The 14,794-nt window shown below is 44.5% G+C and carries 11 protein-coding genes; 7 read left to right on the forward strand and 4 right to left on the reverse strand.

Translation table 11 applies throughout. From position 1 onward, the window contains the following. Position 1 precedes the first annotated feature (1 nt). Positions 2 to 3,106: a multidrug efflux RND transporter permease subunit VmeK gene (vmeK, locus tag FKN08_RS00350; protein ID WP_170890994.1), complete on the forward strand. Its 3,105-nt coding sequence runs from the start codon at positions 2 to 4 to the stop codon at positions 3,104 to 3,106. A 65-nt stretch (positions 3,107 to 3,171) separates the two neighbouring features. Here the strand turns inward: vmeK and FKN08_RS00355 are convergent, their stop codons facing one another. Continuing rightward, complete coding sequence (locus FKN08_RS00355) at positions 3,172 to 4,464, reverse strand: peptidoglycan DD-metalloendopeptidase family protein (RefSeq protein ID WP_046875053.1); 1,293 nt, start codon at positions 4,462 to 4,464, stop codon at positions 3,172 to 3,174. A gap of 130 nt (positions 4,465 to 4,594) precedes the next feature. On the opposite strand from FKN08_RS00355, the gene tyrS reads away from it, so the two are divergent. Both tyrS and FKN08_RS00365 read left to right on the forward strand, forming a co-directional pair. Then, positions 4,595 to 5,782, forward strand: coding sequence for a tyrosine--tRNA ligase (gene tyrS / locus FKN08_RS00360; protein WP_170890996.1), 1,188 nt, complete (start codon positions 4,595 to 4,597; stop codon positions 5,780 to 5,782). 418 nt (positions 5,783 to 6,200) lie between these two features. After that, positions 6,201 to 7,046 carry a magnesium transporter gene (locus FKN08_RS00365; RefSeq protein ID WP_012841442.1) on the forward strand — a complete coding sequence of 282 codons (846 nt, stop codon included), beginning with the start codon at positions 6,201 to 6,203 and terminating at the stop codon, positions 7,044 to 7,046. On the opposite strand, the gene dacB is transcribed toward FKN08_RS00365, so the two are convergent. Next, the gene (dacB, locus tag FKN08_RS00370; RefSeq protein ID WP_164666319.1) at positions 7,025 to 8,446 is read right to left on the reverse strand and encodes a serine-type D-Ala-D-Ala carboxypeptidase; all 1,422 of its coding nucleotides are present in this window, start codon (positions 8,444 to 8,446) and stop codon (positions 7,025 to 7,027) included. The two genes, FKN08_RS00365 and dacB, sit on opposite strands and share 22 nt — an antisense overlap. Before the next feature lie 186 nt (positions 8,447 to 8,632). Next, positions 8,633 to 9,643 carry a porin gene (locus tag FKN08_RS00375; protein WP_012841444.1) on the reverse strand — a complete coding sequence of 337 codons (1,011 nt, stop codon included), beginning with the start codon at positions 9,641 to 9,643 and terminating at the stop codon, positions 8,633 to 8,635. A 545-nt stretch (positions 9,644 to 10,188) separates the two neighbouring features. Between FKN08_RS00375 and greA the strand changes: the two genes are divergently transcribed. Beyond that, positions 10,189 to 10,662: a transcription elongation factor GreA gene (greA, locus tag FKN08_RS00380; RefSeq protein ID WP_005380065.1), complete on the forward strand. Its 474-nt coding sequence runs from the start codon at positions 10,189 to 10,191 to the stop codon at positions 10,660 to 10,662. A gap of 84 nt (positions 10,663 to 10,746) precedes the next feature. Here greA and yhbY read toward each other — a convergent pair whose 3' ends face one another. Continuing rightward, on the reverse strand, positions 10,747 to 11,043 hold the full coding sequence (gene yhbY, locus FKN08_RS00385; protein WP_005380066.1) for a ribosome assembly RNA-binding protein YhbY: 297 nt from the start codon (positions 11,041 to 11,043) through the stop codon (positions 10,747 to 10,749). 138 nt (positions 11,044 to 11,181) lie between these two features. Here yhbY and rlmE point away from each other — a divergent pair, with 138 nt between their 5' ends. The 3 genes from rlmE (at position 11,182) to folP (ending at position 14,776) form a co-directional block, all read left to right on the forward strand. Beyond that, complete coding sequence (rlmE, locus tag FKN08_RS00390) at positions 11,182 to 11,811, forward strand: 23S rRNA (uridine(2552)-2'-O)-methyltransferase RlmE (RefSeq protein WP_005388985.1); 630 nt, start codon at positions 11,182 to 11,184, stop codon at positions 11,809 to 11,811. Between the two features lie 108 nt (positions 11,812 to 11,919). Further along, positions 11,920 to 13,893 (forward strand): ATP-dependent zinc metalloprotease FtsH, encoded by a 1,974-nt coding sequence (gene ftsH, locus FKN08_RS00395; RefSeq protein ID WP_048625946.1) that lies wholly within the window; start codon positions 11,920 to 11,922, stop codon positions 13,891 to 13,893. 52 nt (positions 13,894 to 13,945) lie between these two features. Then, positions 13,946 to 14,776 (forward strand): dihydropteroate synthase, encoded by an 831-nt coding sequence (gene folP, locus FKN08_RS00400; protein WP_031780413.1) that lies wholly within the window; start codon positions 13,946 to 13,948, stop codon positions 14,774 to 14,776. Positions 14,777 to 14,794: the final 18 nt, after the last annotated feature.

Genomic DNA, 14,794 nt, shown 5'->3' on the forward strand with positions numbered 1-14,794 from the left:
TATGTACACTCTGATTGATGCTGCGTTATCCCGCGCTCGCACCATGCTGACATTATTAGTGATGATTTTAATTGCCGGTGTCATTACTTACGTCACGATCCCCAAGGAATCGAGCCCTGATATTACCATTCCTATTATCTACGTTTCCGTTGGACATCAAGGCATTTCTCCCGTCGATGCCGAGCGTTTATTAGTTCGCCCAATAGAGCAAGAGTTGCGCTCTATTGAAGGCGTAAAAGAGATGACCTCTGTGGCATCAGAAGGTCATGCTTCGGTGACGCTGGAATTTAGTGTTGGAGTGGATCTTGATAAAGCGATGGCAGATGTCCGAGACGCCGTTGACCTTGCGAAGCCAAAATTGCCAGAGGACAGTGATGAGCCAACGGTAAATGAAGTCACGTTTGCATCTGAAGAGCCCGTTTTGACTGTTGTTCTATATGGCACCGTACCAGAGCGGACCATTGTACAGATTGCCAGAACGCTACGAGATCGTTTGGAGAGTTTCCGTCAGGTTCTTGAGGTTGAAATCGCAGGGGATCGCGAAGACATCGTGGAAATAGTTGTCGATCCGCTATTGATGGAAAGCTACGGTCTCGATCAAGCGGATATTTATAATTTAATCGCCTTGAATAACCGAGTGGTTGCAGCGGGATTTGTCGATACTGGGTATGGACGCTTTTCGGTAAAAGTCCCATCGGTGTTTGATTCACTGAAAGATGTGCTTGAACTGCCAATCAAAGTGAATGGCAAAGAGGTGATCACCTTTGGCGATGTGGCGACAGTACGACGTGCATTTCGCGACCCTGAAAGTTTTGCTCGTTTAGATGGTGAATCTGCCATCGTTTTGGACGTAAAAAAACGGGCAGGGGAAAACATCATTGAAACGGTCGAGCTGGTAAAAGAAGTACTGGCTCAGGGACAACAGCGAGCCGAGTGGCCCGACAATTTGCAAGTCAAATACACTTGGGATCAATCCGACGATGTCAAATTGATGCTCAGTGATCTACAAAACAATATCTTATCCGCAATTATCCTCGTCGTGATCGTCATTATTGCCATATTGGGGGTTAGGACCGCGCTTCTCGTAGGTATTTCTATTCCGGGATCGTTCTTGACTGGGTTGTTGGTGTTATCGGTATTTGGGTTGACGGTCAATATCGTCGTACTGTTTGCCTTAATTATGGCGGTGGGCATGTTGGTAGATGGTGCCATTGTGGTGACAGAGTTTGCTGACAGGCGCATGCAAGAAGGTACGCCACGTAAAGAAGCCTATCGAGATGCAGCAAAGCGGATGGCATGGCCAATTACCGCATCCACTTCAACCACATTGGCTGCGTTTGCTCCGTTACTTTTCTGGCCAGACATCACAGGTGAGTTCATGAAGTACTTACCACTTACTTTAATTGCTACCTTGGCCGCTTCGCTGATGATGGCGTTGCTGTTCGTTCCTGTCATCGGTGGGATCATTGGCAAGCCTCAAGTAGTCAATCAGAAAGCTCAGCGAGAAATGGTTGAGCTGCATAACGGCAACTTTGAAAAAGCGACAGGCATTACCAAGCTTTATTACCAGACTCTGTCGGTGGCGATTCGTCACCCATGGAAAGTATTATTCAGCGCGATACTGCTAGCGGCAGGTGTCGGCTTCACTTACAACAAGGCTGGCTTGGGTGCAGAGTTTTTCCCTGAAGTGGACCCAGCCTTTTTTACCGTTAAAGTTCGTTCTTATGGTGACCTGTCTATTCACGAAAAAGATGTTGTTATGCGCGAAATCGAGAAGGTGATGCTCGGTCATGACGAGTTTGAAAGTGTCTACACGCGCACGGGGTCGAGCGATAATGGGGACGAGATTGGCCAGATTCAAATAACTCCTGTGGATTGGCAGTATCGACGAAAAGTGAAAACCATTATTGAGGAACTAAAAGAGACCACAGATCGCTTTTATGGTGTTGAACTTGAGTATAAATTCCCGGACGCAGGACCGCCTGTCGAGCATGATCTCGTGATTGAAGTTTCATCGCGAAACTTGAGTGTTAGTGCGTTAGATGAAGCAGCCAAAAAAGTACGACACTGGGCTGATGGTAATCCTGCACTGACCAACTTGAGTGATACCACTAATAAGGAAGGGATTGATTGGCAAATTGATATCCAGCGAGATGACGCCTCTCGCTTTGCAGCGGATGCTACTTTAGTCGGGAATACCGTCCAGTTTGTTACGAACGGCTTGAAAATAGGCGATTATTTGCCCGATGATGCGGATGAAGAAGTCGATATTTTGGTGCGCTATCCGCAAGATAAGCGCGACATAGGTCGATTTGATCAACTGAGAGTGAAAACGGCAGCTGGTCTGGTACCGATTACGAATTTTGCTCAAATCAAACCAGATCATAAGCAAGACACTATTCGTCGGGTCGACGGTCATCGAGTTATCAATATTAAAGCGGATATGGTGGAAGGTTACAATTTGGCGCTTGAGTTACCTAAGATTGCCGCTGGAATGGAACAGCTCGACTTACCGGAAGGCATTGAATATAAGATTCGGGGTCAAAATGAAGAGCAAGAAAACTCATCAGCATTCTTGCAAAATGCTTTTATTGTCGCGCTTGGTGTGATGGCTTTGATTTTAATTACGCAGTTTAATAGCTTTTATCAAGCTTTCTTAATCCTCAGTGCTGTGTTGTTTTCTACCGTTGGTGTCTTCGCTGGGTTACTTATTTTCCAAAAGCCATTTGGCATCATTATGTCGGGAATTGGAGTGATTGCGTTGGCTGGTATCGTGGTAAACAACAATATTGTTTTAATCGATACTTATAATCAGATGCGTAAGCGTGGTTTAGAAAAATCTGAGGCTATTTTGCGTACGGGTGTGCAGCGTTTAAGACCCGTTTTACTTACGACGGTGACCACCATATTAGGCTTATTGCCAATGGTGTTAGAAATGAACATCGACTTAGTTAATCAGAAAGTGGAGTTTGGCGCACCAAGCACTCAATGGTGGTCTCAGCTTGCGACCGCTGTCGCGGGTGGTTTGGCGTTTGCGACTTTGTTAACGCTGGTTCTGACACCATGCTTGCTCATGCTCGGGAGAGAGCATCACTCCGAAAAGTAAGCTTCATCGTAATGATATTAAAGAAACAAAAAGGGCAGCTGAGCTGCCCTTTTCAATGCATCAATTTACTTCATTGCTAACAGTTTGCTGTAGCGCTCAAGTTTGTCCATGCTAATTTTCGCGTTTGCCATGAAAGTTTGTCTCGCTTTTCCTGTTAGGGATTTAGATTGTGGCAAATTCACCGTGCGCGGGTTTTTATGGACACCATTCACAAGGAACTCATAGTGCAGGTGAGGGCCTGTTACACGACCTGTTCCGCCAAGCGTACCAATGGTTTGGCCTTGTTTAACGCGTTGACCAGCTCGTACTGTACGTTTAGTTAAGTGCAGGTACTTGGTAATGTAAGTATTGCTATGTTTAATGAAAACGTAGTTACCATTAAATTTGTTGTAAGACGATTTTTGAACGACACCATCGCCAGCCGCCCAAATCGGGGTGCCCACTGGTGCCGCATAGTCCGTGCCTCTATGAGGACGAACGCGTCCCGTTACAGGGTGTAAGCGGCGTGGGTTGAAGTTAGACGAAACTCGACGGAAATCCAACGGCGCGCGCAAGAACGCTTTTTTCATTGCTCGTCCATTTTCGTCGTAATACTTGCCACTTTTCTGATCCAGTATTGCGGTGAAGGTATCGCCTTGGTTTTTAAAGATCGCAGCAATGATTTTTCCACGACCGATTACTTCACCTTCTACCACTTCCTCTTGGTAAAGCACTCGGAAGCTGTCGTTTTTACGAATATCTAAAGCAAAGTCGATGTCCCAACCAAATATGCCAGCCAGTTCCATGATTTGGTTACCATTTAATCCAGAAGATATTCCCGCATTCCAAAAGTTTGATTTGATGGTGGCTTCAGCGTAGTTGTACTGGAAGTCGACTTCTTTTTTATCGACTTCTGAGACGTATTTACCGTCTTTTAACGTGATACGAAAAGTTTCGAATGCGCTTAATGTTCTTCTTAACTGTACTAAGTCGTTGTTTTCATCAAAACCGAATTGCAATCGATCGCCAGGTCGAAGTCGGGTTAATTGCTTTTCCACTTCTTTGTCTGATGAGACAAGCTCATGCAATAGGCGGGCAGAAAGCCCCACGCGACTAAACAAGATGGCGGCACTCTCACCATTTTTCACTTTGTACGTTTCCCAACGCAGTACAGCGGGGGACGCTGGAGACGAACTGTTTAGTGCACTGAGTTCTAGGGAAACTGGCACAGGATAATGTTGACCAACTTTTAATCGGCTCTGCTGCGGGTCTAGGTCTTGCGGATCAGGTAAAAAGAAGAGCGCGAAGATAATCAGCGCACTAAAAAAACCGATCAATACTTTGTGCAAGAGTGGAAGTCGGACAAAAATCGAATGCATGAGGTACTTGATTGCTAAATTAAACGGAAAAATTGACAACTACCTAGTCTAACGTGTTTCAAAATGCATCGCTATTCAAGTAATATGTTCAGCTATTATATTTTTGCCAAATCTGTGGGAGTGAACAAGAATGGCGAGCATTGAAGCTGCACTAGCCGAGATTAAGCGCGGTGTTGAAGAGCTGATTCCAGAAGAAGAGCTTATCGCAAAACTAAAAGAAGACCGTCCTCTACGTATTAAATTGGGTGCGGATCCTACGGCTCCAGATATTCACCTAGGTCATACGGTTATTTTCAATAAGCTTCGCTTGTTCCAAGAGCTAGGTCATGAGGTGACGTTCCTAATTGGTGACTTCACTGCAATGGTTGGTGACCCAACAGGTAAAAACACAACACGTCCACCGCTAAGCCGCGAAGACGTATTGCGTAATGCTGAAACTTACAAAGAGCAGGTATTCAAAATTCTAGACCCTGCAAAAACTAAGATTCAGTTCAACTCTGAGTGGTTATCTGAGCTTGGTGCAGAAGGTATGATTCGTCTTGCTGCAAACCAAACCGTTGCTCGTATGCTAGAGCGTGATGACTTTAAAAAGCGTTACGCGGGTGGTCAGCCAATTGCTATTCATGAGTTCATGTACCCACTTCTACAAGGTTGGGACTCAGTAGCAATGGAAACTGACGTTGAGCTTGGTGGTACTGACCAGAAGTTCAACCTGCTAATGGGTCGTGAACTGCAAAAGTCTCACGGTCAAAAACCACAGGTTGTACTTATGATGCCTCTTCTAGTGGGCCTTGATGGCGAGAAGAAGATGTCTAAGTCAGCAAACAACTACATCGGTATCAGCGAAGCGCCAAGCGAAATGTTTGGTAAAATCATGTCTATTTCTGATGACCTAATGTGGAGCTACTACGAGCTGCTATCTTTCCGTCCTCTGGAAGAGATTGCTCAATTCAAAGCTGATGTAGAAGCGGGAAAAAACCCTCGTGACATCAAAGTATTGCTAGCAAAAGAAATTATTGCTCGTTTCCACAGCGAAGCTGATGCAGATACGGCAGAGCAAGAATTCGTAAACCGTTTTGCGAAGAACCAAATTCCTGATGAAATGCCAGAATTTGATTTTGATGCAGGTCGCCCAGTGAGCAATCTGTTGAAAGAAGCTGGCTTATGCCCATCATCGTCAGATGCGATGCGTATGGTTAAGCAGGGCGCTGTGAAGATGGATGGTGAAAAAATTGCGGACAGCAAATTTGCTCCAGAAGCGGGTACTTACGTGTTCCAAGTAGGCAAACGTAAATTTGCACGTATTACTATTCAGTAATCAATAATCGCTGCAAATTAAAGCGCCTGATGGGCGCTTTTTTTGTATAAAAATTTAGCGAAAAAGACAAAGTAAAACTTCCAAACATGTTGAACTTTGCTACTATACTCACGCTGCCAATAATGGCAGCGTTATCGGAGATTTACATGAACAATACCGACCATCCTCCCAGTCGTTGGGTGAGTAAGAGCAAGGGAGCGAAATAACCCGCTTCGGTATTGGCGATCTCCGCCTTACCTAAGTGGTGAGGCATCTTTTCTAATTTTCTTCTCGTTATTTCCTTCATACATTCTGAATAGACAGTGCATCCGCATTGGTTTTCTCTGTGCATCTTAATTGTTGTGTGACTTTAAGTATGCAAGATTAACTTTGCGTGCCTTGTCGATGGTCGTTACCAATGCCAATCGGGAGATTCGCCATGACGGTAATGAACAACACTTTTATTGAAACAACACCAAACTTTTCTGAAGTAGAAATTGGTGCAGCTCGCAATGCATTTTTGCAGTATGAGCAAGAGCAACAAGTCCATTTGCTTACGATCATGCCGATTGATGAGGCGGTAGGTATTTTGCAGCATTGCTCTGTCGGTTATGTGAATAGTCTTATTGCTCAACTTGAGCAAGCAGGCCATGACAAACGCGCACGTCATTATGCTCACCAATTGGGTTTGCATATGTCTGAAGTTGATACACCTGATGGTTATTTATCGACTAGTGTTTTGGGGCACGTGAAGCAGCGTATTGGGTGGATCATTGCACTGGCACTTTTAGGGATTGTGTCGGGTTTGATCATTGCTCAGTATGAGGACACTCTTAGCCAGCTCGTTTTGCTTGCGGTGTACATGCCTGTGATCGCTGCGGCTGGTGGTAATACAGGAACACAAGCTGCAACTTTGGTGATTCGTGCTCTTGCAACTGGGGAGCTAAAGAAACGCCAATGGCTAGAAGTTTTGTGGAAAGAGAGCCGCGTTGCTCTATTTATTGCGTTAGCGATCGCTATCGTGATGATTGGACGTATTATGTTATTTAGTGCCGGTCAATCAACAGGGGGCTTTGAACTTACCGATATCGCATTGGCAATAGCGGTTGCGTTATTCATCCAAGTAACGATTTCTACAACATTAGGTGGGCTGCTACCAATTATTGCACGAGCTTGCAAGATGGACCCAGCGGTATTGGTGAGTCCAGTGCTTGCATCTATCGTCGATATTTCAGGGATGTGGATATACTTTAATGTGGTGAACTATTTCTTGGGTATCGCCTGACTAAAGTTCACAATATCATTGTAAAAAAGCTGCTCAAAATGTGTAATAGGGGCGATGACAGGTTTGTTATCGTCCCTTTTTTCTGGGAAGTAGTCTGAAACAAACTGAACAAAAACGGTATTAGGTTGACCATTTTTATCCAAGCCATATCCGGCCATGTTGTAAGTTCCGTAGAGGGAGCCGCTTTTGGCGATCAATTGTCCTTTAATTGGCAACTTTCGCATACTTTGTCGGTACTTTAGTGTGCCTGACTCACCTGACTTCGGCATGATGGCGATCAGTTTAAGCTCGTCTTCGTGCTTCCAAATATAACGAAGAATTTCCGCCATTTTGGTGGCGGAAATACGATTGTTTCGTGAAAGTCCTGAGCCGTCTTCTAGGCGCGCATTACGAATATCAATACCAGTATTGGCGAAAATGATCTGCTTGATCGCCTCTGTACCGTTGGCAAAGCTACCTGACTGAACAAAAAACTTAGCGCCAAGTGTTTTGGTTAATGTGTCTGCAATCAAGTTATCAGAGTTTTTAAGCATTTCTTCCAGAATGTCTGGTAGTGCCTCTGATTGATGCATGGCGATTAGCTTGCGCTGCTTTTCCGGAGCCGAACCGATCCTAATCTTTCCTGATAACTCAATATTGAGCTGCTTAAGCAGAGCTGCCAATCTATGGCTGGTATAAAGTTCGGGATCTTGAACGGCAAATTTAAGTGGCAATGGTTTCTCCCTCTCAACTAAGCATCCAGTTAGCTTGTAGTTGTTATCAGGATTTGCGACTAAGCCTAAATCGCAATGACGACTTTTCTTAATCGTTTTAGAAACGGTCTCGACAGTACTTGTTACACGAATAGGTTGATGCTCAGGTACGTAGACTCGAGTCCCACCGTCTTTTTGCGTATAGATAGAAGCCTGCACACAGTTGTTATTGAGTGTGATGGTCGATGCCGGAGCGCTGTAGCAAACTCCCAAGATATCCCACGGCCAGCCCACTGCACGGTTGTAACCAGTGAATGCGCTGTTATCGAGCCATAAGTCACCGTCAATACGTTTTAAGCCATTTTTCTTGGCTAGGGTAAGAAGTGATTTTAAATCGTTGGTTTGGAGCGTTGGATCGCCGACAAAGTAAATCACTGCGTCTGAGCTCGACGCTTCTAGCTTGGTTCGAAAGCGGAAGTTATCACCCAGCTCTAACTTTGCCGCTAATGCTGTGACGATTTTTAATGTACTGGCTGGTGGGAACAGTTGTTCGGTAGGATGAACACCGTCAAGTTCAGCATTCTCACTGAGTTTTTCCGCGACTAAACTGATGCGAGAGCCTTCCGGCAACACTTCTTGATGAGGGTACGCTTGTGAAAAAGCAGAAAGTAATGAAGAGAATATGAGCAAGGGCCAACGTAAACGCATAATGATACTTTCTAAGGTGAGTTATGTGATTGAGTATACGCAAGTCCTTTCAATATGCTAGGTAACTAAAGAAATGCTTTATATGTCATCAGGAATGAGACATGAGAGAAAGGCGCGCGGCTTAAAATGGAGTATAAAAAATGCCCGCTTGAAGCGGGCATTCGATATTCTAGTCAAAGACCGGAATTAGAAGTCGTAACGTAGACCTAGAGCTAGCTCGTCTTCAGCATCGATCTTGTTCGCAACTGTCTTACCGCTAGTTGAGCCGAACTTATCGCCAGCGTCAATTAGGTTGAAGTTGTAAGAAACGTAACCGCGGAAGTTAGGTTTGAAGTAGTAAGAAGCATCAACAGCGAAGTTGTTTGCAGAAGTCTCGTTGTCAGTTTCTGCATTGTTGTACGTCGTTGTGAATACTGTTTGACCTAGCGTGTAAGCACCCGCTAGTTCGTAACCAGTGTAATCAACAGTGTTGTTGAATGTGTCAGTCATTTTTTCGCCATCTGTGAAGATACCAGCGAAGTAAAGATCAGACATTGTGTAAGATGCAGCTAGCATGTACTCGTTTGCATCGTATTGGTCTGCGTAACCAGCACCAAGCTCAAGACCAGTGTCTGCTACAGCGTAGATAGCTGATAGAGAGTAGCCGTCTTGTTTGTTATCAGAGTATTCACCGTTTTGTTCTACACGGTCAGCGAAGCGGTAGCTTGCTTTAACACTTAGGTTTTCGAATTGACCTTTGTAAGCCATCATGTTGTCTGTACGGTCTGCTACAGCTAGTTTGTCTGCTGCAGAGTTACCGTGGTAAGCCATGATATCTGTGAAGTCAGTGATAACGCCTAGTGCACCTTCAGTTTTACCGTATGCGAACTCACCGTAAGCACCGCCAAGACCAGCGTAAGCAAGACGAGTTTCTAGATCGCTCTTGTCGTCGCCGTCTACAGTACCGTTTTGAGCAGTCTCAAATTCACCTTCCCAGAAACCAACACCGTATAGGTTGTCATTGATCTCTTGTTTACCAAGGAAGTTTAGACGGATGCGAGATTTGTCTTGAGCGTCGCCATCTTTCATAGATAGACGTGCTTCAGCACGGCCGCCCATTTCTAGAGAAGTGCCGTCTTGGTTGTAAAGTTCAGCTGCGTTTACGCCAGTTGCCATAGCTGCTGCAGATACAGAAAGAGCAATTAGAGTCTTTTTCATCTTATTTGTCCTAGTTAGCTGTCCATAATCATTGTTGTATGGGGGAGAGGTAATCTCTCACAAGTTGTTGGTCTATAATCGGCCAATGAGCGGTATAATTCGCCCTTGTAAGCCTTTGATCTAACAACTCGCTGGACATGTTTTACTGCTAAAGTTTCCGTATGAGTTAGTAAAATGATATAAATCGTATCGATGAACACTGTTCGATTGTTCTGGTTTTTGATTTAACTTTTTGTTTTAAATGGTATTTTGTGGCTATAACATTCATCTGACATTGATTAGTTTTTATCTTTTTTGATGTTTTTGGTGTAATGAACAGTGTTGTTTTTCAACAAATTGCGACAGTGATGCACTCTAGAATCGTTCTAAAAGTGACTTATATCATTATGCCGAAAGTGCATAGTCTTACAGCCTTTCGAATTAAGATGATTTCGTCCGGGAGTTTGTTTACACTAAATGAAATACATCTTTAAGCGCACTACCCAGCCCTATGGCAGGGTGGGCTTTTTTTTGTCCAAAGACCCATTTGGGCTTGAGGTTATAAAATGGAAAAAGTTCCAATGACACTACGTGGCGAGCAAAAGCTACGTGCAGAACTCGATCGTCTACTTAAACTACGTCCTCAAATTTCAGAGGCAATCGCTGAAGCTCGTGAGTTAGGTGATTTAAAAGAGAACGCAGAATATCACGCCGCTCGAGAAGAGCAGGGTATCTGTGAAGCACAAATCCGTGACATTGAATACAAACTGTCAGTTGCTCAAGTTATTGATGTAACGAAGATGGAGAACACGGGTAAAGTTATTTTTGGTTCAACCGTAACCTTGATTGACATCGACACCGAAGAAGAAAAAACATACCAAATTGTTGGTGATGACGAAGCAGACATTAAAGCTGGCCGTATTTCAGTAAGCTCACCAATTGCTCGTGGCTTGATCGGTAAGATGGAAGGCGATGAGGTTGCTATTCAAACTCCGGGTGGCGCGAAAGACTTCGAAATCGATCGAGTAGAATACATCTAAGTCGTTGAGAGTAATTTTGTTACTCCAATAAAACGCAAAAAGGTCGCCAATGGCGACCTTTTTTCTTCAGCAACGTAAGTAGAATTACTTACGAGGGATTTCGATTTTACGCTCTTCAGACTGGCGGTACAGCACAAGCACTTTACCAATAGTCTGAACTTTTTCTGCGCCCGTCTCACGTACGATAGCGTCGATGATTAGCTGTTTTGTTTCACGATCTTCTGAAGCAACTTTTACTTTGATCAGTTCGTGATGGTTAAGAGCGATTTCAATTTCTGCTAGCACGGCTTCTGTAAGTCCATTTGCGCCCATTAGCACGACAGGTTTTAAACTGTGAGCTAGGCCTTTAAGGTGCTGCTTTTGTTTGGTGCTTAGGTTCATTACGCGGCCAATTTTCTTTAAAATAAGGGTTGAAAAAAGCTATTTTAACGCCATCTATTGCTGAAGACTATAATTTATTGAGTAATAGGTAGCGCCTATTAAAACAATAGCTCCAATTTGCGCCTTGTTGGGATTAAAATGAGTAAACAAAAACATTCGGCTAGTTCTGGTCGTTGGTTGAAAGAACACTTTGATGATAAATACGCGAATGAGGCTCGTAAAAAAGGCTATCGCTCACGTGCTTATTTCAAGATCGATGAGATTCAAACGAAAGATAAATTGTTAAAGCCTGGGATGACAGTCGTCGATTTGGGTGCGGCACCGGGCGGGTGGTCTCAATATGCTGCTAAGATAGTAGGAGACAGTGGTCAGATCATTGCGTGTGATTTGCTTCCTATGGACCCGATTGCGGGGGTCAGCTTTTTACAAGGCGACTTTCGCGATGATGCTGTATTGGAAGCTTTGCTAGAAAGAATCCAACCTTCAATGGTAGACGTAGTAATGTCTGACATGGCACCTAATATTGCGGGAAATAACTCTGTTGACCAACCTCGTGCTATGTATTTAGTTGAATTGGCTTTAGATATGTGTCGACAAGTTCTAGCGCCTAATGGTAGCTTTGTCGTAAAGGTTTTCCAGGGGGAAGGCTTCGATCAGTATGTGAAAGAAGTCCGAGACATGTTTAAAGCCGTAAAAATTAGAAAACCAGACTCATCGCGAGCTCGCTCTCGAGAAGTCTTTGTTGTAGCCACTGGTTACAAAGGTTAACCATTTTGCTCTCTTGAGAGCGTGTTAACACTATAGCTACAGTGAATGAACTGTAGTACCCTACCTTTAATTACAATTAGTTATCGAGAGGCTTACACCTTGAGTGACATGGCAAAAAATTTAATTCTGTGGCTTGTTATCGCCGTCGTATTGATGTCGGTATTCCAGAGCTTTGGCCCTGGAGAAAGCAATGGCAGAACCGTGGATTACACCACGTTTGTACAGGAAGTTGGCCAAGGCCAGATTCAAGAAGCAACTTTTAAAGACGGTGAAATTAGCTTTGTTCGTCGTGGCGGCGGTGCCAAAATGGTCACTTATATGCCAGTGTATGACCAAAAGCTTCTAGATGACCTAATTAACCAAAACGTGAAAGTACAGGGCACGCCTCCAGAAGAGCAGAGCTTGCTTGGTACTATTTTCATTTCTTGGTTCCCAATGATCTTACTGATTGGTGTATGGATTTTCTTCATGCGTCAAATGCAAGGCGGCGGCGGTAAAGGCGCCATGTCTTTTGGTAAGAGCAAAGCTCGAATGATGAGCGAAGAACAAATCAAGACAACTTTTGCTGACGTTGCAGGTTGTGACGAAGCAAAAGAAGACGTGAAAGAGCTGGTGGACTACTTGCGCGATCCAAGCCGCTTCCAAAAACTGGGCGGTAAGATTCCTACTGGTGTGTTAATGGTAGGTCCTCCCGGTACTGGTAAAACGCTTCTAGCGAAAGCCATTGCTGGTGAAGCGAAAGTACCGTTTTTTACCATCTCGGGTTCAGATTTCGTAGAAATGTTCGTGGGTGTCGGCGCATCTCGTGTACGTGACATGTTCGAACAAGCTAAGAAAGCAGCGCCTTGTATTATCTTCATCGATGAAATCGATGCGGTGGGTCGTCAGCGTGGTGCTGGTGTTGGTGGTGGTCACGATGAACGTGAGCAAACACTAAACCAAATGCTAGTAGAAATGGATGGTTTCGAAGGTAACGAAGGTATCATCGTAATCGCTGCTACTAACCGTCCAGACGTTCTTGACCCAGCATTGCTACGTCCTGGTCGTTTTGACCGCCAAGTGGTGGTTGGATTGCCAGATGTACGTGGTCGTGAGCAGATTCTAAAAGTACACATGCGTAAAGTCCCTCTAGCAGGTGACGTAGAGCCTTCTCTAATCGCTCGTGGTACACCAGGCTTCTCTGGTGCTGATTTAGCAAACCTAGTCAACGAAGCGGCGCTATTTGCTGCGCGTGGTAACAAGCGTAACGTTTCTATGGTTGAATTCGAATTAGCGAAAGACAAAATCATGATGGGTGCCGAGCGCCGTTCAATGGTGATGTCTGAAGAGACAAAAGAGTCAACGGCTTATCACGAAGCGGGTCACGCAATTGTTGGTCGTTTAGTACCTGAGCACGATCCAGTGTACAAGGTGTCGATCATTCCACGCGGTCGCGCGTTGGGTGTGACTATGTACCTACCAGAGCAAGACCGTGTCAGCATGTCTCGCCAGCACCTAGAGTCTATGATCTCTAGCTTGTACGGTGGTCGCCTAGCAGAAGAACTTATCTACGGTGCTGATAAAGTCTCAACAGGCGCGTCAAACGATATTGAACGTGCAACTGATATTGCTCGTAAGATGGTGACTCAATGGGGTTTCTCTGAAAAGCTTGGTCCTCTACTGTATGCAGAAGATGAAGGTGAGGTGTTCCTTGGTCGTAGCGTGACTCAGACTAAGCATGTATCTGACGATACGGCGAAACTGATTGATGATGAAGTTCGTCAAATCATTGACCGCAACTATGACCGTGCGAAGAAGATTCTTCAAGAAAACATGGATATCATGCATGCGATGAAAGATGCGCTGATGAAGTATGAAACCATTGATGCTCGTCAAATTGATGATTTAATGGAGCGCAAAGCTGAAATTCGTGAGCCTGCGGGTTGGAGTGATAACTCAACTGGCAAACCTGAAGACAGCGAGAAGCCTCAAGCAAAGCCAGAAGTTAAAGAAGAAGCAACAGACGCTGCGAAAGATGCAGAAAAGTCTAGCTCTCCAGAAGCGACTTCTAGCGAAGCGCCTGAAAAGAAAGACTCTGAATAAAGAGTGTTGATAATAATAAACCCCGAGTTATCTCGGGGTTTTTGTGTTTATGATGATGATTACAGCAAATAACAAATCTTTAGATCTTTCCCGTCCACATGTTATGGCCATTCTAAATGTGACTCCGGATTCCTTTTCCGATGGTGGTAAATACAACTCGATTGAACTCGCCCTTGCTCAAGTTGATAAAATGATAAAGGCTGGTGTAAGCATTGTTGATGTTGGTGGGGAGTCGACAAGGCCTGGCGCGCCAGATGTGTCTCTAGAAGAAGAACTTCGACGTGTTGTCCCAGTAATCAAGGCCATTCGTGAAAAGTACGATGTGTGGATTTCGGTCGATACCAGTAAAGCGGAAGTTATGCGTCAAGCAATTGATGCTGGGGCTGACTTGATCAATGACATTCGATCTTTGCAAGAGCCTGGTGCTCTCGAAGTCGCAGCAGAAGCAAAGCTTCCAATTTGTCTGATGCATATGAAAGGTCAACCTAGAACCATGCAAGTTGCACCTCATTATGATGATGTGATGAGCGACGTATCAGCCTTTCTAGAAGAACGTATCGCGGCATGTGAAGCAGCAGGGATTGATAAATCTCAACTGATTCTCGATCCTGGATTTGGCTTTGGCAAAACGATAGAACACAATTATCATATGCTCGCTCATCTTGAAAAGTTTCATGAATTCGGCCTGCCAATTTTGGCTGGCATGTCTCGTAAATCAATGATTTTTAAATTGTTGGATAAGCCAGCGGCTGAATGTACAAATGCGAGTGTTGTTTGCGCTACGATTGCAGCAATGAAAGGCGCGCAGATCATTCGTGTGCATGACTTTGAAGAGACAATCGAAGCAATGAAAGTTGTTGAGATGACGAAAAACAATATTTAAAAATAATAAAGGAAAGTT

The sequence above is a fragment of the Vibrio sp. 1-2 (7-a) genome (assembly GCF_013048515.1).
GTDB lineage: Bacteria > Pseudomonadota > Gammaproteobacteria > Enterobacterales > Vibrionaceae > Vibrio > Vibrio diabolicus.